17 protein-coding genes are annotated in these 20,626 nt (G+C 42.4%); all 17 read left to right on the forward strand.

Annotated elements, in window-relative coordinates:
• Positions 1-233: 233 nt before the first annotated feature.
• The 17 genes from asd to AC0VZ9_RS10415 all read left to right on the forward strand — a co-directional run bounded on the left by asd (position 234) and on the right by AC0VZ9_RS10415 (position 20,614).
• Positions 234-1,283, forward strand: a complete 1,050-nt coding sequence (asd, locus tag AC0VZ9_RS10335; RefSeq protein ID WP_217025413.1) for an aspartate-semialdehyde dehydrogenase — start codon at positions 234-236, stop codon at positions 1,281-1,283.
• 41 nt (positions 1,284-1,324) lie between these two features.
• Positions 1,325-2,569, forward strand: a complete 1,245-nt coding sequence (gene dapG / locus AC0VZ9_RS10340; RefSeq protein ID WP_009330689.1) for an aspartate kinase — start codon at positions 1,325-1,327, stop codon at positions 2,567-2,569.
• Between the two features lie 126 nt (positions 2,570-2,695).
• Entirely contained in the window at positions 2,696-3,562 is an 867-nt protein-coding gene (dapA, locus tag AC0VZ9_RS10345) for a 4-hydroxy-tetrahydrodipicolinate synthase (protein ID WP_009330688.1), read from the forward strand.
• A gap of 356 nt (positions 3,563-3,918) precedes the next feature.
• Positions 3,919-5,586, forward strand: coding sequence for a ribonuclease J (locus AC0VZ9_RS10350; RefSeq protein WP_019381790.1), 1,668 nt, complete (start codon positions 3,919-3,921; stop codon positions 5,584-5,586).
• A 127-nt stretch (positions 5,587-5,713) separates the two neighbouring features.
• The gene (locus AC0VZ9_RS10355; RefSeq protein WP_019381791.1) at positions 5,714-6,466 is read left to right on the forward strand and encodes a ClpP family protease; all 753 of its coding nucleotides are present in this window, start codon (positions 5,714-5,716) and stop codon (positions 6,464-6,466) included.
• Complete coding sequence (locus tag AC0VZ9_RS10360) at positions 6,463-6,684, forward strand: YlzJ-like family protein (protein WP_009330685.1); 222 nt, start codon at positions 6,463-6,465, stop codon at positions 6,682-6,684. Before AC0VZ9_RS10355 ends, AC0VZ9_RS10360 begins: the two co-directional genes overlap by 4 nt.
• Before the next feature lie 164 nt (positions 6,685-6,848).
• On the forward strand, positions 6,849-9,176 hold the full coding sequence (locus AC0VZ9_RS10365) for a DNA translocase FtsK (RefSeq protein WP_475397329.1): 2,328 nt from the start codon (positions 6,849-6,851) through the stop codon (positions 9,174-9,176).
• Between the two features lie 427 nt (positions 9,177-9,603).
• Positions 9,604-10,329 (forward strand): GntR family transcriptional regulator, encoded by a 726-nt coding sequence (locus tag AC0VZ9_RS10370; RefSeq protein ID WP_009330683.1) that lies wholly within the window; start codon positions 9,604-9,606, stop codon positions 10,327-10,329.
• Between the two features lie 69 nt (positions 10,330-10,398).
• Positions 10,399-11,505 carry a BMP family lipoprotein gene (locus AC0VZ9_RS10375; RefSeq protein ID WP_256814681.1) on the forward strand — a complete coding sequence of 369 codons (1,107 nt, stop codon included), beginning with the start codon at positions 10,399-10,401 and terminating at the stop codon, positions 11,503-11,505.
• A gap of 238 nt (positions 11,506-11,743) precedes the next feature.
• Positions 11,744-13,279, forward strand: coding sequence for an ABC transporter ATP-binding protein (locus AC0VZ9_RS10380; RefSeq protein ID WP_258743653.1), 1,536 nt, complete (start codon positions 11,744-11,746; stop codon positions 13,277-13,279).
• Positions 13,272-14,318, forward strand: a complete 1,047-nt coding sequence (locus tag AC0VZ9_RS10385; RefSeq protein ID WP_009330680.1) for an ABC transporter permease — start codon at positions 13,272-13,274, stop codon at positions 14,316-14,318. The genes AC0VZ9_RS10380 and AC0VZ9_RS10385 overlap by 8 nt, the downstream gene beginning before the upstream one ends.
• Positions 14,319-15,278 carry an ABC transporter permease gene (locus tag AC0VZ9_RS10390; RefSeq protein WP_009330679.1) on the forward strand — a complete coding sequence of 320 codons (960 nt, stop codon included), beginning with the start codon at positions 14,319-14,321 and terminating at the stop codon, positions 15,276-15,278.
• A 585-nt stretch (positions 15,279-15,863) separates the two neighbouring features.
• Positions 15,864-17,144: an EF-P 5-aminopentanol modification-associated protein YfmF gene (gene yfmF / locus AC0VZ9_RS10395; protein ID WP_071156598.1), complete on the forward strand. Its 1,281-nt coding sequence runs from the start codon at positions 15,864-15,866 to the stop codon at positions 17,142-17,144.
• Entirely contained in the window at positions 17,144-18,433 is a 1,290-nt protein-coding gene (gene yfmH / locus AC0VZ9_RS10400) for an EF-P 5-aminopentanol modification-associated protein YfmH (RefSeq protein WP_475397330.1), read from the forward strand. The genes yfmF and yfmH overlap by 1 nt, the downstream gene beginning before the upstream one ends.
• Positions 18,434-18,491: 58 nt before the next feature.
• Entirely contained in the window at positions 18,492-19,214 is a 723-nt protein-coding gene (ymfI, locus tag AC0VZ9_RS10405; RefSeq protein WP_475397331.1) for an elongation factor P 5-aminopentanone reductase, read from the forward strand.
• 117 nt (positions 19,215-19,331) lie between these two features.
• Positions 19,332-19,589, forward strand: coding sequence for a DUF3243 domain-containing protein (locus AC0VZ9_RS10410; RefSeq protein WP_009330675.1), 258 nt, complete (start codon positions 19,332-19,334; stop codon positions 19,587-19,589).
• Positions 19,590-19,822: 233 nt separating this feature from the next.
• Positions 19,823-20,614 (forward strand): YmfK family protein, encoded by a 792-nt coding sequence (locus AC0VZ9_RS10415; RefSeq protein ID WP_009330674.1) that lies wholly within the window; start codon positions 19,823-19,825, stop codon positions 20,612-20,614.
• The last annotated feature ends 12 nt before the right edge of the window (positions 20,615-20,626 follow it).

Consider the following 20,626-nt stretch of genomic DNA (forward strand, 5'->3'; position numbering starts at 1 on the left):
AAGGTTATTAAGATAACCAACCTCCAAGCTGTGTTTAATTTAATATTAACACCTTGGAGTAATGACAATATGCTGATAATATAAATGGAAGCCTGCCATCTTCAAAATCAGGCAGGAAAACGGCTGCCAATTGTATTTGGCTGCCGTTCTATTGAATTTTGGGCATATTGCTTTTTCACTAAAAAACTAATTTTGCTAGAAAAATATAATGGTACTGGAAGGGGAAAAGAAATTTGGAACAGAAAAAAGGATTTCATGTCGCGGTAGTTGGAGCAACTGGTGCAGTTGGTCAGCAAATGATTCAAACACTTGAAAATAGAGAATTTCCAATCTCTGAATTAACACTTTTATCATCAGCCCGTTCTGCAGGCTCGAAGGTAACATTCAATGGACAGGAGTATACGGTTCAGGAAGCAAAGCCAGAGAGCTTTAAAGGCGTGGACATCGCATTATTCAGTGCCGGCGGAAGCGTATCCAAGGAACTTGCTCCACATGCGGTTGAACATGGTGCCATTGTGGTAGACAACACAAGTGCATTCCGTATGGATCCAAATGTGCCTCTTGTCGTACCTGAAGTAAATGAAGACGACCTTCATACACATAATGGCATTATCGCCAATCCAAACTGTTCTACGATTCAAATGGTTGTAGCACTAAAGCCGGTTAAAGAAAAATACGGTTTGAAAAAAGTGATTGTTTCTACTTACCAGGCTGTTTCAGGTTCAGGAGCAGCTGCAGTTCAAGAGCTGAATGAGCAGACAAAAGCCATTATAAATAATGAAGAGTATGAGCCTGCAATTCTTCCTGTTAAGAGCGATAAAAAACACTATCAGATTGCTTTCAATGCGATTCCGCAAATTGATAAGTTTCAGGATAATGGCTACACTTTTGAAGAAATGAAAATGATCAATGAGACAAAGAAAATCATGCATATGCCAGAGCTGCAAGTGGCTGCTACATGTGTGCGTCTCCCGGTGGCAACCGGACACTCAGAGTCCCTTTATTTTGAAGTGGATACAGACGGCGTTGCTGCAAATGAAATAAAGAGCCTTCTTGAAAGTGCACCAGGTGTTGTCCTGCAGGATGATCCGGATAATCAGATTTACCCAATGCCTGCTGATTGTGTCGGTAAAAATGATGTGTTTGTCGGCCGTATCCGCAAAGATTTGGATGAGGATAAAGGCTTCCATATGTGGGTGGTTTCTGATAATCTTCTTAAAGGGGCTGCATGGAATTCCGTGCAGATCGCCGAAAGCTTAATTAAACTTGGAATAGTGAAATAGTTAACGTATTCTCTTCATGTTGAGAGGTTAGAGGTGTTTTAATGAATATCATCGTTCAAAAATATGGAGGCACATCAGTTCGCGATGAAAATAGCCGCGAACATGCGCTTAAGCATATAAAAAAAGCGCTGGCTGACGGATATAAGGTTGTTGTTGTTGTTTCAGCGATGGGCCGAAAAGGCGATCCTTATGCAACAGACACACTGCTTTCGCTTGTAGAAGGCAATAACAGCAAGATCAGCAAACGCGAAACGGATCTGCTTTTATCCTGCGGTGAAGTCATCTCAAGTGTCGTTTTTTCAAACATGCTGAATGAACATGGAATCACAGCAGCAGCTTTAACAGGGGCACAGGCAGGATTTAGAACAAATAATGATCATACAAATGCAAAAATTATCGATATGAAGTGCGACAGACTATTGAAAGAGCTTGAGAATCAAGATGTCATCGTCGTTGCAGGTTTTCAGGGTTCTTCTAAAACCGGTGATGTCACAACGATCGGAAGGGGCGGCAGTGATACCTCCGCAGCGGCTCTTGGCGCAGCCCTAAATGCCGAGTGGATTGATATCTTTACTGATGTGGAAGGCATCATGACTGCTGATCCGCGCATAGCCGAAAATGCACGCCCATTATCAGTTGTCACTTATACAGAAGTCTGCAATATGGCGTATCAGGGTGCTAAGGTTATTCACCCTCGTGCTGTCGAAATTGCCATGCAGGCCAAGATTCCGATCAGAATCCGCTCAACATACTCCGATAGTCTCGGAACACTTGTCACAACTTTGAATAAGAACAGGCGTGGGACAGATATTAAAGAGCGCTCCGTAACAGGAATTGCCCACGTATCCAATGTGACTCAAATAAAGGTTCTTGCGAAGAAAGATCAATATGATCTTCAGTCTGAGGTCTTTAAAGCGATGGCAAACCAGGGGATCAGCGTCGACTTTATCAATATATATCCAAATGGCGTCAACTACACGGTTACGGAAGAAATGACTGATAAAGCGATTAGTATTCTAAAGGGCCTGGGTCACGATCCACTGGTTGAAAGAGAGTGCGCAAAGGTTTCGGTTGTCGGTGCAGGAATGCAGGGTGTTCCTGGTGTGGCTTCACGAATCGTGACAGCATTGTCCGAGCAGGGAATTCGCATCTTGCAATCTGCAGACAGCCATACAACAATATGGGTTCTGGTGAAGCAGGCAGATTTGATAAAGTCTGTTAATGCATTGCACGATGCTTTTCGCCTGGAAGAAGATTTGGCAGAATATGAGAGAACAGACATTTAATCTTAGAAAAATATCATGTTTAAAAAGGGGAAGAAAGCCCTTCAGCGGTTAACGACGGATTTGCATCCTATTCGGCAGATCCGCCCGTTTCTTCCGGTCTTTTAAACATCTGCAAGGAGTGTAAACATGGTTCTATTTGGCCGAGTATCAACAGCAATGGTAACGCCATTCGATCATAAGGGACATATTGATTTCCCTAAAACAACACAGCTTATCAATCATCTTATTGAAAACGGTACAGATTCATTGGTTATTGCCGGAACTACCGGCGAGTCGCCAACATTGACCAAAGAGGAAAAGCTGGCATTATTCAAACACGCAGTGAAAGTGGCTGACAAACGTGTGCCTGTAATTGCAGGTACTGGGAGCAATAATACGTACGAATCCATTGAATTAACGAAAAAAGCAGAGCAAATTGGTGTAGATGCCATCATGATCGTTGCACCTTATTACAATAAGCCAAATCAGGAAGGGCTTTATCAGCATTTCAAGGCAATTGCAGAAAACACGAGCCTCCCAGTAATGGTTTACAATATTCCTGGACGCTCTTCGGTCAATATTCTGCCTGAAACGATCATCCGCCTTTCGGAAATTCCAAACATTGCGGCAGTTAAAGAAGCAAGCGGAGATCTGAATGCTATGGCAAAAATCATTGCCAATACGGATGAGGACTTTATGCTTTATAGCGGTGATGACGGGCTTACTCTTCCATGCATGGCAATTGGGGGAACTGGAATCGTGTCTGTGGCTTCCCATGTGATTGGCAATGAAATGCAGGAAATGATCACAGCTTACTTGAATGGTGAAAATGAAAAGGCTGCAAAAATCCATCAGAAAATTCTTCCGATCATGGAAGGCCTTTTTGCTGCCCCAAGCCCAGTGCCTGTAAAAACAGCGCTGCAGCTTAGAGGGCTGGATGTCGGATCCGTCCGTCTTCCTATGGTTCCGTTAACAGAACAGGAACGCAGCGCAGTTGCTGCCCTATTTAAATAATTCCGTGCTTGCCAACCAGTGTTTTGCTGGTTGGTTTTTATTTTTGTTAATAAGCCGTCTTTCGAGCTTCCATGAAACCAGAAATATAATGCCTTGAGATGAATGGCCATGGAGCCCGCATGAAGCCCAAAATCAAAAGCTGAAAGTGGAAATGGTCGTCATGGGTCTTCCAAGTACCCTAAACCAGAGCCAACATTTTTCTACAATGAAACTCTTTAAGTTTATGAGAAGGCAAAAGTATCTTGCCCGCCCTATTAAGCCCTATGTATAAATTTGGTTGTCATGGTTTTATGACTTCAAGTATAATATGGATAACTGATCTTGATCGGCTGAACATGCATGGGAGGATACGTACATTGAAAAAGAGACAGAATGAAAGCATCAAGCTAGCAGCACTCGGAGGAGTCGGAGAACTTGGGAAGAATATGTATTTGGCAGAGGTGGACGAGGACATATATGTAATCGATGCCGGATTAATGTTCCCTGAAAATGAAATGCTCGGAATTGACATCGTGATACCGGATATTACATATTTAGTTCAAAACAAGGAAAGAGTGAAAGGAATTTTTCTGACACATGGGCATGAGGATCATATTGGCGGCCTGTCTTATGTGCTGACAAAGGTCAATGTTCCTGTTTATGGGACAAAGCTGACTCTGGCGCTGGCCAAAGCCAAAATGAAGGAACAGGAATACAGAGGCAAAGCAAAGTTTATTGAAATAAATTCAGATACCAAGGTTGAATTTGATTCGGCAGATGTAACTTTTTTCAGGACTGGCCATAGCATACCGGATAGTGTCGGAGTGGCTATCCATACTTCCGAAGGTGCGATTGTATATACAGGAGACTTCAAATTTGATCAGGCAGCGACTGCCTTATACAAACCTGAAATCGGCAAAATGGCGCGCTTAGGGGAAGAGGGGGTTCTTTGCCTGCTATCTGACAGTACAGAAGCAGAAAAGCCGGGGTACACCAACTCAGAATCGAAAGTGGCCAGAGAGATGACAGCTGCATTCTATGCTGCTAAGGGGAGAGTCATTGCAGCTTCCTTTGCTTCTGACTTAATCCGCATACAGCATATTTTTGATGCGGCCATGGAAACGGGCAGAAAAGTGGCAGTGGTCGGGAGAAGTCTGCAAAAGATCTTTGATATTGCCATGCAGCTTGGATACTTGCAGGTCGGAGAAGATGTGATAATACCTGTCGCTGAAATCAGCAAATACAGTGATGACCAGATCGTTGTTCTTACCACAGGTAATCAGGGGGAGCCGATTGAAGCCCTTCAAAAAATGGCGAAGCAGTCTCATAGACAGGTGAATATCAAGAAGGATGATACCGTTTTACTGGCCGCATCTCCATTAAGGGGAACAGAGGTATTAATTTTTAAAACGATTGATATGCTGTTTAGAGCTGGTGCTGAAGTCATCCCTGGAAAGGGAACTTTTAATACCTCCAGCCATGGCAGCCAGGAAGAACTTAAATTTATGATTAATCTGATGAGTCCGAAATTCTTCATTCCAGTTCATGGGGAATACCGTATGCTGAAAGCGCATGCTAAAATTGCCAGGGACTGCGGAATATCAAGCGGACAAATTTTCATCCCTGATAAAGGCGATGTAGCAGAAATTAAAGATGGTGTAATCGTTCCCGGAGGAAAAATCCCTTCAGGAAATGTGCTGATTGATGGAATCGGTGTCGGCGACGTCGGAAATATCGTATTAAGGGATCGAAAGCTGCTTTCGCAGGATGGAATCTTATTAGTGGTGGTCACTCTTAATAAAAAGGAAAAGAAAATATCAGCTGGCCCTGAAATCATTACAAGAGGTTTTGTATATGTCAGGGAATCAGAAAAGCTTCTGGAGGAAGCTGTAAAAATAGTAAAGGAAGCGGTAGAGCAAAACCTTGCCAGAGAATCCTTTGACTGGTCCGGCATTAAGCAGGATATGCGTGACAGCCTGAATCAGTATCTGTATGAAAAAACAAAACGCAGACCAATGATCCTTCCAATTCTGATGGAGGGATAACAAATAAAACACAGCCTGGAATTCAATTCCAGACTGTGTTTTTTGCCTTCTGTCTTCAGCAATAAAACGCATGAAAAAGAATCCCGCGTTCATACTAACAATATATTGCTTGAAGGGAGAAATAAGGATGGAAAACGATATGAAAAATAACCGCAATGAGGGCGGGGAAGGGCAAGAACAGCCAAAAGAGGATAAACCATCTGCTCTTATGGAGAAGATTCAGCAGCTTGGACAAACGAATGTGCCTCAGCTGTCTCAGGATTCCAAAATTCATTGCCTGACCATTGTCGGACAAGTAGAAGGACATCTTCAGCTGCCGCCGCAAAATAAAACAACAAAATATGAACACTTAATTCCTCAAATTGTAGCGATTGAGCAAAACCCAAAGATAGAAGGTCTTTTGGTCATTTTGAATACAGTAGGCGGTGATGTGGAAGCCGGACTGGCAATATCAGAAATGCTGGCATCTTTATCAAAGCCAACCGTCTCCATTGTCCTTGGAGGAGGCCATTCCATTGGTGTGCCTATTGCTGTTTCATGCGATTATTCATTTATTGCAGAGACGGCTACGATGACCATCCACCCTATCAGACTGACAGGCCTGGTAATCGGTGTGCCGCAAACTTTTGAGTATATGGATAAAATGCAGGATCGGGTCATTAATTTTGTAACAAAGCATTCAAATATTTCCGAACAGAAATTTAAAGACCTGATGTTTGATAAAGGCAACCTAACCAGGGATATTGGGACAAACGTGGTCGGCAGGGATGCTGTTGAATATGGCCTGATTGATGAAGTTGGCGGGGTAGGGCCTGCGCTGGCAAAGCTGAATGAGCTGATAGATATGAATAAACCTAAAGAAGAAGTGATGGTTCAATGATCCTTTATACAATGATGCCCCAAGAGCTCATTTACCAAAATGAGCAGGATGATTTTGGCAAACAGAAAATTGTGTCTTATGAAGGAATCCCGCTCTTAGTTGAAATGAACGCAGGACAGGAATGCCGAATCTTAAGAATCATGAGCAGCGACCCCACCCATTATATGGATGAAAGATATACTCCCGGGTCCATGATCACCTTGACGCAGTTAAGCTGAGAAATACATTCAAAAAACAACTTAATTAAGAATTGATATGATATAATAAAAGTAACTTTAGAAGCAGCCAAAAAATGGCTGCTTCTTCTTTCATAGCAGACATGATGTATTACATAATGGATTTTTGATGATGCTGTTAATAAGAACAATGATAAGGTGATAAAATGGCCAAAAGAAAGAAAAGAAAATCTAAAAAGAGCGAAACACTGAAACGGACAATGAAATTTGAACTTATTGCGCTGATCATACTGGCACTTGCTGTAATATCAATTGCTAAACTGGGAGCGGCCGGCAAAGCAACCGTGCTTTTTTTCCGTTTCTTTATGGGAGAATGGTACATGCTCAGCCTGATAGGATTAGTCATATTTTCAGGTTACCTGATGTGGAAGAGATCTCTTCCCTATCTATTCCACACAAAATTAATTGGCATTTATCTCATTATCAGCTCCCTGCTGCTGTTAAGCCATGTCACATTATTTCAGCTTCTCTCAAATGGCGGGAAGTTTGATGATCCAAGTGTGATAGCCAATACATGGGAACTATTCCGGATGGAGGTCCGGGGAGAAACAAGCACAACCGATTTAGGCGGCGGAATGCTGGGGGCAATTTTTTTCGCACTGTTTTATTATCTTTTTGATGAAGCAGGTTCAAAGATTGTGGCCTTTTTATTAATTATTATCGGTTTCGTTCTCATTACAGGAAAAACGTTCGGAGATGCTGCCGGAAAAATGATGGCCGCAATGCTGAATTTCTGTAAAAAACAATGGGCTGCTTTTATAGATGATATGAAAGAATGGAAACAAAATAGCAGAGCAAGACGAGAAGAAAGACAGTCAAGAAGAGAAGAGGAACAGCAGGCTCTCCAGCACGAAGAAGAACCAGAGACTGTTATTACCATCAATAATACTGCTGAACCGGCGCCAGAACCGATTATTTCAAGCTTTGCCGAAAGAGCTTATCAGGAGGATCCTCAGGAAGCGGCTTCTAATCAGGTTCAGGAAGCAGCAGAGACTGAACCGGAGGATGAGAATGCGCCGCCAATTACGTTTACTGAAGTGGAAAACAAAGACTATGAGCTGCCGCCAATCAGACTATTGAAATTGCCAAGGCAGACGGATCAAAGTGGTGAGTATGAGCTTATCCATGCGAATGCTGCTAAGCTCGAAAGAACATTTCAGAGTTTTGGGGTAAAAGCGAGAGTGACACAGGTTCATTTAGGACCCGCTGTTACAAAATATGAGGTTCATCCCGATGTTGGGGTAAAGGTAAGCAAAATCGTTAGTCTGAATGATGATTTGGCACTGGCACTGGCAGCCAAGGATATCCGGATAGAAGCACCAATTCCCGGAAAATCCGCCATAGGAATAGAAGTTCCTAACTCTGAAGTAGCCATGGTTTCTCTTAGGGAAGTTATTGAATCCAAGCAAAATGACAAACCGGACTCGAAGCTATTAATCGGGCTTGGCCGTGATATTACCGGAGAGGCTGTCCTTGCAGAACTCAACAAAATGCCCCATCTTCTTGTTGCCGGTGCAACAGGAAGCGGGAAGAGTGTGTGCATTAACGGAATCATTACCAGCATTTTGATGAGGGCAAAACCGCATGAAGTAAAATTAATGATGATCGATCCAAAAATGGTGGAATTGAATGTATATAACGGGGTGCCGCATTTGCTGGCGCCGGTAGTGACAAATCCGAAAAAAGCAGCTCAGGCGCTGCAAAAAGTCGTCAATGAGATGGAAAGGCGCTATGAGCTTTTCTCCCATACTGGGACAAGAAATATCGAAGGCTACAATGAGTATGTAAAAAAGCATAATGCCGAAGAGGAAGCACAGCAGCCCCTTCTGCCGTACATTGTAGTTATAGTGGACGAGCTTGCAGATTTAATGATGGTAGCGTCTTCCGATGTCGAAGATGCCATCACGCGCCTTGCTCAAATGGCAAGGGCAGCGGGCATCCATTTAATCATCGCAACCCAGCGTCCGTCAGTAGATGTTATCACAGGTGTGATCAAAGCGAATATACCATCAAGGATTGCATTTGCCGTTTCATCCATGACGGATTCCAGAACCATTTTAGATATGGGCGGTGCTGAAAAACTTCTGGGAAGAGGAGATATGCTTTTCCTGCCTGTAGGTGCTTCCAAGCCAGTCCGTGTACAGGGTGCCTTCCTGTCTGATGAAGAAGTAGAAGAGATCGTGGATTTCGTCATCGGTCAGCAGAAGGCACAATATCAAGAAGAGATGATTCCAGAGGATATCCCTGAAGCGTCAGGAGAAGTGGATGATGATCTTTATGAAGAAGCTGTTGAATTGATTCTGGAAATGCAGACTGCTTCTGTTTCCATGCTTCAAAGGAGATTCAGGATCGGCTATACCAGAGCTGCAAGGCTGATTGATGAAATGGAAGCAAGGGGCATTGTCGGTCCATATGAAGGCAGCAAGCCAAGAGCTGTGCTGCAGGGCAAGCCTTCGGAAGAAGCAAGTTCCTAAATGTTATAAGAATGACACATTAAAAAATGGCCAGTCTTCGGACGGCCATTTTTTAATGTATTTGAAAGATATAGGGCAAAAAAATGACGTCAATAAAAAAAGGTATGGGAATATGCCATACTACTAAAAACGCTTACATAAAATGAAGAGGTATGGTACTTTCAACTCATCACAAAATAGGATTCATTGTCAGTTACTTTTTCAGCAGAAATCTTGAATGTAATCGTTTTCAAAGTAGTATTATACCAGAAAAAAGGAATTGGTACAGAGGGATTCACAAACATTTTGTTCTTTTCACCTTTTTTCGACAAATTGATAAATTTCTATTTCTTTATTGGGTAAAAAGTGTTATAGTATTTTCGATTAGTAGGAATGATTGAACATCAGAGGTCTGATGTCTTGAGAACTGAAGTTGGAGGAACCCTGCATGTCTATTAAGTCAGATAACCGGCATTTATATTTGCAAGTCATCGATCGATTAAAACAAGACATTGAAGATGGAGTTTATAAAGAAAAAGAAAAACTTCCGTCTGAATTTGATCTTGCCAAACAGCTTGGTGTTAGCAGAGCTACACTGAGGGAGGCATTGCGCATTCTTGAAGAAGAAAACGTAATTATCCGCCGTCATGGTGTAGGCACCTTTGTCAATGCAAAGCCGCTTTTCACATCAGGCATCGAACAGCTTAATAGTGTCACAAATATGATTTTGCAGGCAGGGATGAAGCCGGGAACCGTTTTCTTAAGTTCTGTAACTATGGGACCGACTGAAGATGATATCCGCAGATTCTCATGTTCGTTAGACCAGGAGATTGCCGTGATTGAGCGGGTGAGAACTGCAAATGGTGAACCGGTCGTTTATTGTGTGGATAAAGTTCCTGAGGATATTCTCCCGGACACATTTTCCCACGAACAAGAGTCGCTCCTCAACATGCTTGAAGAAGAGGCAAACCGGAAAATCACCTATGCTGTTGCCCAAATCGAGCCTATTGGCTATCACGAGAAAATTTCACCTATTCTGGAATGTGACCCTGAAACTGCATTGCTGGTATTAAAGCAGATGCATTTCGATGAAGCGGATACACCGATTCTCTATTCGGTCAATTATTTCAGAGCTGATAAGTTCAGTTTCCATGTCCTCAGAAAGAGAATCTAGCTTTTGGGGGATATACGAAAACACAATTATTCCGCTAATGCAAAAACAATTTCTTAGGGGGTACCAACCTTGAAAAAGCGTAAATTCGGATTGGCGCTATCTTTAGTTCTTGCTGCTGGAACGATTCTGGGTGCTTGCGGCAAAAGTGAAGAAAAAGGCGGAGAAACAGCTGGCGGAGACGAAAAAGAAAAAGCATTCTCTGTAGCGATGGTAACAGATGTCGGCGGTGTAGATGATAAATCATTTAACCAATCTGCCTGGGAAGGATTACAGGCATTTGGTGAAGAGAATGAACTTGAAAAAGGAAAAGGCGGATTTGACTATCTTCAATCACAGTCAGATGCTGACTATTCTACAAACCTTAATACATTAGCTCGTCAAGATTTTGATCTTGTTTTCGGTATCGGATTCTTAATGGAAGGTGCAATCAATGAGATTGCCCAGCAGCAAAAGGATGCGCATTTCGGAATCGTTGACGCGGTTGTTGATCAGCCAAACGTAGCAAGCATCATGTTCAAAGAGCAGGAAGCTGCATTCCTTGCAGGTGTTGCTGCAGCAAAAGCAACTAAAGAAAACAAAATTGGTTTCATCGGCGGAATGGAGATTCCGGTTATCGAGCGATTCGAATCTGGATTCCTTGCTGGTGTTCAAGCGGTAAACCCTGATATTAAAGTAGAAGTTCAATATGCTGGAGCATTTGATAAAGCTGAATTAGGTCAGACAATTGCTTCTAAAATGTACTCTTCTGGCGTAGACGTAATCTTCCACGCTGCTGGCGGAACAGGCAACGGTCTATTCAAGGAAGCTCGTGACCTTAAAAAGAAAGACCCGGCAAGAGAACTTTGGGCAATTGGTGTAGACTCAGACCAGACAGCAGAAGGTGTAGTTGAAATCGATGGCAAAGAGCACAATGTAATCCTTACATCTGCACTTAAGCGTGTAGACAATGCTGTTAAGGACCTTTCTACAAAGGCAAAAGACGGCAGCTTCCCTGGCGGAGAAACGACTACTTACGGATTGGCTGAAGACGGTGTAGGCCTTGCTACTATCAATCCGGAAGTATCTACTAAAGCAGAAATCGAAGGTGCAGTTAAAGAATGGCAGGAAAAGATCAAGAATGGTGACCTGACTGTTCCATCTACAAAAGATGAACTGGCTTCTTTTTCAGCTGAATAATTAACTTACAAGGAATAAGCAGGTTGCACTGCGGCCTCTTATTCCTTTTTTAAAAATTAAAAGTTTAATTGAAGGACAGAAAAAATTCTGTATTTCACTTAGATTTTTAATGCAATAATCATATTTTTCTATTCATTAAGATGAGCTTGGCATTTTGGCCAGGTTTTTCTAAGAATTGCCAAGGTCTGACCTCTTACTACTAATGATTTCCATATATTTTGAGCAAGGAGTGAAACAAATGGATTATGTAATTGAAATGCTCAACATCCGCAAGGAGTTTCCTGGAATCGTTGCAAATGATAATATCACACTTCAGCTGAAACCAGGTGAAATTCATGCGCTGCTTGGCGAAAACGGTGCGGGCAAATCAACATTAATGAACGTCCTTTTTGGCTTATATCAGCCTGAAAAGGGTGAAATAAAAGTTAAAGGAAAACCGGTGCGCATCACCGATCCAAATATAGCAAACGACTTGGGCATCGGGATGGTCCACCAGCATTTCATGCTAGTAGACCGTTTCACCGTCACTGAAAATATTATTCTAGGAAAAGAAACGACTAAAGGCGGAAAAATAGATATTAAAAAGGCTGAGAAGGAAGTCAGGGAAATTTCTGAGCGATATGGACTTGCTGTTGACCCGCAGGCGAAAATTTCAGATATTTCTGTAGGAATGCAGCAGAGGGTAGAGATTTTAAAGACCCTTTATCGGGGAGCAGAAATCCTTATTTTTGATGAGCCTACTGCAGTTCTTACTCCACAGGAAATTAAAGAGCTTATTCAGATCATGAAAACCTTAATCCAGGAAGGCAAATCTATTATTTTAATCACCCACAAGCTGAAGGAAATAATGGAAGTTTGTGATCGAGTAACGGTCATCCGCAAAGGGGTCGGCATCGGTACGGTTAATGTCAGCGAGACGAATCCTAATGAACTTGCCAGTTTAATGGTGGGAAGAGAAGTTACTTTTAAAACGGATAAAACAGAATCGAAGCCACAGGAGCAAGTGCTTGAAATTCAGGATTTAAATGTAAAAGATTCCCGGGGGCTTGGCGTGGTTAATAAGCTTAACCTTAATGTACGGGCCGGGGAAATTGTCGGTATTGCCGGTGTAGATGGAAATGGACAGTCTGAGTTAATAGAAGCTATTACAGGTTTGAGGAAGTCTGAAAGCGGTTCAATTAAATTGAATGGCAAAGAAATTATTAATATGTCTCCGCGAAAAGTAACGGAGACGGGCGTAGGGCATATCCCTCAGGACCGTCATAAGCATGGACTTGTACTTGATTTTCCAATTGGAGAGAATATGGTTCTGCAAACCTATTACAAAGCTCCATTCTCTAAAAAAGGTGTTCTGAACTTTAAAGAAATCTACAGCAAAGCAACAAAGCTGATTAAAGAATTCGACGTCAGAACCCCAAGTGAATATACACTTGCTAGGGCACTTTCCGGAGGTAACCAGCAGAAAGCCATAATCGGACGTGAAATTGACCGCAATCCAGATCTCCTGATCGCTGCTCAGCCGACACGCGGATTGGATGTCGGAGCAATTGAATACATTCACAAGCGTCTGATTGAACAGCGTGACCAGGGGAAAGCTGTGCTGCTTATTTCATTTGAATTGGATGAAATCATGAATGTCAGCGACCGTATTGCTGTTATTTATGAGGGTGAAATTGTAGCAGTAGTTGACCCGAAACAAACAACTGAACAAGAATTAGGTTTATTGATGGCCGGTTCTAAACGGAAGGAAGCGGGTGGCGAAAACCATGTCTAATCGCATGAAGAATATTGTCGTGCCTCTAGTTGCCGTTCTGCTCGGCGTATTAGTAGGTACAATCATAATGATAGCAACAGGGTATAATGCCGGATCTGCATTTAATGCCCTATGGAACGGTGCTTTTGGAGAAATCTACTACACTGGTGAAGTCGTCAGACAGGTCACACCTTATATTCTTGCCGGATTGGCAGTTGCATTTGCTTTCCGTACAGGCTTATTTAACATCGGTGTTGAAGGGCAGCTAATCGTCGGATGGCTTGCTGCTGTTTGGGTAGGGGTTGCATTTGAACTTCCAAAGTTCATCCATCTGCCGCTGGCTGTTCTTGCAGCTGCAGCAGCGGGTGCACTATGGGCATTTATTCCGGGATTGCTGAAAGCCAAGTTTAAAGTCCATGAAGTAATTGTCACGATCATGATGAACTATGTGGCATTGCATGTAACGAACTATATAATCCGTACGGTCCTTTCAGAAAAAAGTGACCGTACGGAGATGATTGCAGACTCTGCATCACTGCGTTCCCCATTTCTTGAGGGCTTAACTGACTATTCCCGTCTGCACTGGGGAATTTTAATTGCTTTAGCTTGTGTGTTTATAATGTGGTTCCTATTAGAAAAAACATCAAAGGGATACGAATTGCGCTCTGTAGGCTTTAACCAGCATGCATCTGAATATGCAGGCATGAGCGTCAGCAAAAACATTATTCTTTCAATGGTAATCTCAGGAGCATTTGCTGGTCTTGCAGGTGCGATGGAAGCTTTGGGTACATTCGGATACGCAGCCATCAAAGGCGGATTTACCGGAGTAGGGTTTGATGGTATTGCGGTTGCCCTTCTGGGCGGTAACGGTCCAATCGGAATTATTTTTGCAGCATTGCTATTCGGAAGCTTGAAGGTCGGCGCCTTAAACATGCCGCTTGAAGCTGGAGTTCCAAATGAACTGGTGGATATTATCATTGCTCTTATTGTGTTCTTTGTTGCAGCAAGCTATATGATTCGCATCTTTATTGACCGTATCAGCAAAAAGGGGGTGAAGTAAGTGGGCTTAATGGAGATCCTATTAATTATTATTCCATCAACATTGCTTTGGGCAGCCCCGCTTATTTTCACTGGTTTGGGCGGAAACTTTTCAGAAAGCTCCGGTGTTGTAAATATTGGTTTAGAAGGCTTGATGGTAATTGGAGCATTCACTGCCATAGTCTTTAACCTTACGTTCGTAGATGTATTTGGCAGCATGACCCCATGGGTAGCATTATTGGCAGCTATGGTTGTAGGAGCACTTTTATCCATCCTGCATGCTGTTGCTTCCATTACGTTTAGAGCAGACCAGGTAGTCTCAGGTGTTGCGATTAACCTTCTGGCAATTGGAGCTGCACTGTTCCTGGTTAAATTCATTTATGGAAAAGGCCAGACGGATATTATTCAAAAAGGGTTCAGCAAGGTGGATATACCATTTTTGAGCGATATACCCGTAATAGGAAAACTGTTTTTCTCAAACACATACTATACTTCATTTGCAGCGATTGCCGTGGCATTTCTTGCCTGGTTTGTGATGTTTAAAACTCCATTCGGGCTAAGGCTGAGAGCGGTTGGTGAACACCCAATGGCTGCAGATACAATGGGTATTAATGTTACCCGAATGAGATACATTGGGGTATTAATCTCCGGTGCCCTAGCAGGAATCGGCGGCGGTGTGTATGCACAATCCATTTCTTCAGATTTCGGCCATGCAACGATCAGCGGCCAGGGATTTATGGCATTGGCAGCATTGATCTTTGGTAAATGGCATCCGCTTGGTGTTATGGGGGCGGCTTTATTCTTTGGGTTTGCGCAAAGCTTGAGTATCATCGGCTCGAGCCTTCCATTCCTTGAGAATATTCCAAATGTATATCTTCTCATAGCACCATATGTTTTAACGATTCTGGCATTGACTGGTTTCATAGGACGCGCCGATGCTCCAAAAGCATCTGGTACTCCATATATAAAAGGAAAGCGCTAAACAGCAAAGCCTCATTTCATTTAGAAATGGGGCTTTTTTCAGCGCAAATCTTATCCTATTTTAATTTGTGATTCATTGAGGTAAATGTGTTAATATTTTGTTAATTAGATAAGAGATTAGAGGTTTGATTATGCGTTTTTCCTTATATATAGATGATTATGAAACAGAAAAGATTTTTTCCTATTTGCGCTGGCTTTTTTTGGCCGCTGCGGCTTTGTTGTTTTATTTGCCGGTACTTTCCGGCACTTTACGATGGAATAGTGAATCGTTTAGTATCTGTATCAGGCGAAGAATACCGGGAAAAACCAGGTGCATTTTGAATGCGGAAAAGTGATGAATAATCATGATACTAAACTTAAGTCAGTCTTTGTAAGCTAACCCCTAAAAGGGGTTTTTATTTTGTTCTATAACCTTCCAAGACAGCCAATAACTTGAAATAAAGAAATAGGGCAAGGTATAGTAAGAATATGATTTAATACAAAGGATATTATAGAAGATAGCAGCAAAGTGTTTACATATAGGTGTTGATCCCTATTCTTAATACTGACCGTACTTTGGACTCATCAACCGACAGGAGGAAAAGAAATGGCTGTAATCTCTGAATCCGTAAAAGCCATGAATGGCTTTAAGCTTCATGTAGTTAAAACAGAGAAATATAAAACCAATACACTGGTCTGGAAAATGAAAGCTCCGCTTGAAAAGGATACTGTTACATTAAGATCTTTATTGCCGCATGTCCTGCAAAGCAGCAGTTCGTCATACCCTGCAACCGGAAAGCTGCGCTCTTATCTAGATGAATTATATGGTGCAACTCTTTTTGTCGATTTGGCGAAAAAGGGTGAGTATCATGTCATTACCATTTCTGTTGAAATTGCAAATGAGAAGTTTCTTTCAGACCCAACGCCTCTATTGAAAAAAGCGTTCCAATTTTTATCGGAGATCCTGACTAAGCCAAATGTGCAAGGTGGAGCTTTTGACCAGGATACGGTTGAAAAAGAAAAAAGGACGCTGAAACAGCGGATTCAATCCGTTTATGATGATAAAATGCGCTATTCCAATTTTCGGCTGGTACAGGAAATGTGCAAGGATGAGCCTTATGCGCTCCATGTGCATGGCGAGAAAGAAGATGTGGATAAAATTACGCCTGAAAGTCTATATGAATATTATCAGCAGGCAATGGCGCAGGATGAACTTGATTTATATGTAATAGGTGATGTGGATGAGGCAGATGCCGAATCCTACGCAAGGGAGCTTTTATCTTTAGAGGAAAGAACCCCGCAGGCAGCGCCGGCATCTGGAGGAAGAATCAGAGAATCTGTTAACGAAGTCAGGGAAGAACAGGATGTGAAGCAGGGGAAACTAAATATCGGCTATCGGACAAAAGTCGTTTACGGTGATTCTGATTATTATGCCCTGCAGGTATTCAATGGAATTTTTGGAGGCTTTTCACACTCAAAATTGTTCTTGAATGTCCGCGAAAAAGCCAGTCTCGCATACTATGTAGCCAGCCGCCTTGAAAGCCATAAAGGCTTAATGATGGTTATGTCGGGGATCGATAATAGTAATTATGACCAGGCAGTTAATATTATTAAAGAACAGCTGGAAGCCATGAAAAACGGGGACTTTACGGAACAGGAAATGGAGCAGACCAAAGCTGTCATAAAAAATCAGCTTTTGGAGACTGTTGATACAGCCCGCGGGATTGTCGAAGTCCTCTATCATAATGTTGTGTCAGGCAAAGAAATTACGCTTCAAACCTGGATGGATGAAATGGATAAGGTAACTAAAGAGGAAATTGCCGAAACAGCTAAGAAGGTCAGTTTGGATACAGTGTATTTCCTGACAGGAAAGGAGGCGGGCAAGTAATGGAAAAAATCACTTTTGACCAGCTTCAGGAAGAGCTGTATTATGAAAACCTTGAAAATGGGCTGGATGTATATGTTTTGCCGAAAAAGGGATTTAACAAGACCTATGCCACGTTTACAACGAAATATGGTTCGATCGACAATCATTTCCTGCCCTTCGGGAAAGATGATTTTGTAAATGTTCCTGATGGGATTGCCCATTTTTTGGAGCACAAGCTTTTTGAAAAAGAAGACGGAGATGTATTCCAGCAATTCAGCAAGCAGGGAGCATCAGCCAATGCATTTACTTCTTTTACGAGGACTGCTTATTTATTCTCCAGCACATCGAACGTAGAGTTGAACCTTGAGACTCTGATTGATTTTGTGCAGGACCCTTATTTTACAGAAAAGACTGTTGAAAAAGAGAAAGGCATCATCGGCCAGGAAATCACCATGTATGATGACAATCCTGACTGGCGCTTATATTTTGGACTGATCGAAAATATGTATAAAAACCACCCGGTTAAAATCGATATAGCAGGTACGATCGAGTCCATTTCCCATATTACAAAAGATATGCTGTATGAATGCTATGAAACCTTCTACCACCCAAGCAACATGCTGCTGTTCATCGTTGGACCCGTTGATCCGGATCAGATTATGTCTCAGGTTCGAACGAATCAAAGCAAGAAGGATTATAAAGAGATGCCGGAAATTAAACGCCAATTCGAAGAAGAGCCTGCTGAAGCGGCCGAAAAGAAAAAGGTTCTTGAGATGAATGTTCAGACCTCAAAGTGTCTTGTTGGGATAAAGAGCAGTAATGCAAATCAGTCCGGCAAAGAAATGCTCAAAAATGAACTGAGTCTGAATGTGCTGCTGGATATCTTATTCGGTAAAAGCTCTGAGCACTACAGCTCACTGTATAATGAAGGGTTAATTGATGACACATTCTCCTTTGATTATACACAGGAACAGGGCTTTGGATTTGCCATGGTCGGCGGGGACACAAATGATCCTGACCGTTTAGCTGATACATTGCAAAAGATGCTGCTGGATGCAAGGGAAAAGGGAGCTATTTCACAGGAAACACTTGATCGGACAAAAAAGAAGAAAATAGGTGCATTCCTGCGTGCTGTCAATTCACCTGAGTATATAGCCAATCAATTTACCCGGTATGCTTTTAATGAAATGGATTTGTTTGATGTTGTGCCGACGCTTGAAAGCATCACACTTGAGGATGTGGAAAATGCGGCTGGTCATTTGATTAGCGAAGAACGATTTACGGTTTGTCAGGTTGTGCCTAAAAAATAAAAAGCTGTTTCAGCAGAGCGCCATAAAAGGCGCTTTGCTTTTTTCGGGAGTGTATGAAATGAGGAAATTTGCGTTAATAACTGGAGCGAGCGGAGGAATCGGCCAGGAAATCAGCATTAAACTGGCGGAGGAAGGCTATTCGCTCTATTTGCATTACAATCAAAATAAGCGAAGTATAAACAATCTGCTGGACCGCCTGCAGGCCTTTGATGGAGAATATATTCCAATCCAGGCAGACCTGTCTGTACAAGGCGGCTATAAAAAAATTATACCAAATATCTTTTCGCTTGATGCCATTATCCATAATAGCGGGTCAGCACAATACGGACTTCTGACGGAATTGCCGGAAGCGGAAACTGAGGCGCTGATGAACCTTCATGTGACCTCACCTCTTCTGCTGACCAAAGAGCTTCTGCCAAAACTTATTTCAAAGGGCAGCGGGAATGTCATAGTTATTTCCTCTATATGGGGCCAGACGGGTGCTGCTTGTGAAGTTGCTTACTCGGCAGCTAAGGGCGCCCAAATTGCTTTTGCAAAAGCTTTAAGCAAGGAAGTTGCCCTAAGCGGAGTGAGGGTTAATGCGGTTGCCCCAGGTGCAGTCGAGACAGCTATGCTGAATGATTTTACTGAAGAGGAGTTGGATGCCGTAAAAAGCGATATTCCTATGGGCAGGCTTGCCTTGCCTGCTGACATTGCCAACTCCGTTTCCTTCCTTCTTTCAGAAAGGGCCTCGTATATTACCGGACAGGTCTTGGCTGTAAATGGCGGCTGGTATACGTAACTGCCTATCGTTCATTGAAGTTTCACATATTTTTTGTTCATGTGTATTAGTGCATGCATATTTTATTCAGCCCCTAAGCACAATATAATTGTACAACATTTAAAGGAGGCAATAATTATGTCTGTACTAGATAACTGGCAGCAGTGGAAAGACTTCCTTGGAGATCGTCTTCATCAGGGACAGAACCAGGGAATGAATAAGGAAACTGTAAATGACCTTGCTTACCAAATCGGCGATTATTTAGCCAAGCAAGTGGAGCCGAAGAATGACCAGGAAAAAATCCTGGCTGATCTTTGGTCTGTAGCAAGCCCGGATGAGCAGCATGCCATTGCAAATATGATGGTAAAGCTTGTTCAAAACGACGGCTCTCAATAAGAATTTAATGTAAATCAGCGAAAAGAGAGGAAATCCTCTCTTTTCGTTTTCCCCAAAAAGAATTTCCTCCACAGCCAGACGGGTTTTTCCTTTCATATTGGTAAAAAATCATATATTATAGAATCTAGATGAAAATTCAGGGTAGGTTTAATAAAAATTTACATTAATAAAAGATATACATATACATATAAAATGCGCAATGAGCCGCGCATCATGCAGGAGGAGGTTTTCCGGTGGAGAAAACAGAATGGTATTTGGAATATGAAATCCAAAAGAATCGTCCCGGCTTGCTTGGTGACATTTCTTCCCTGCTGGGTATGCTTTCCATAAATATCGTTACCATCAATGGTGTGGATGAAGGCCGAAGAGGATTGCTGATTCTGGCTAAAGACCACGAACAGATTGAACGCTTAAAATCGATTTTAAATACTATGGATACAATTAAAGTGATTAAGCTCCGGGAGCCTAAACTTAGAGACCGTCTTGCTGTGCGCCATGGAAGATACATTCAAAGGGATGCCGACGACAAGAAAACGTTCAGGTTCGTCAGGGACGAGCTTGGTTTATTAGTCGACTTCATGGCGGAATTATTTAAACAGGAAGGGCACAAGCTTATAGGGATCAGGGGAATGCCAAGGGTTGGAAAAACTGAATCCATTGTGGCCTCAAGTGTTTGTGCCAACAAACGATGGCTATTTGTTTCATCCACTCTGCTAAAGCAGACGATACGCAACCAGCTGATCGAGGATGAATATAATGAAAACAATTTGTTCATAATAGACGGAATTGTCTCAACCCGACGTGCAAATGAACGTCACTGGCAGCTTGTGCGGGAAATTATGCGCCTTCCTGCAGTAAAGGTAGTAGAGCATCCGGATATCTTTGTGCAAAACACTGAATACTCCCTTAATGATTTCGATTATATTATTGAGCTCCGACACGATCCTGAGGAAGAGATTACTTATGATGTAGTAGAGAAAAACAGTATGTTCTCTGAATCTGATTTTGGAGGCTTTGATTTTTAGTAAGTTGGAAGG

Source organism: Cytobacillus sp. QJM3NY_8 (genome assembly GCF_056173585.1).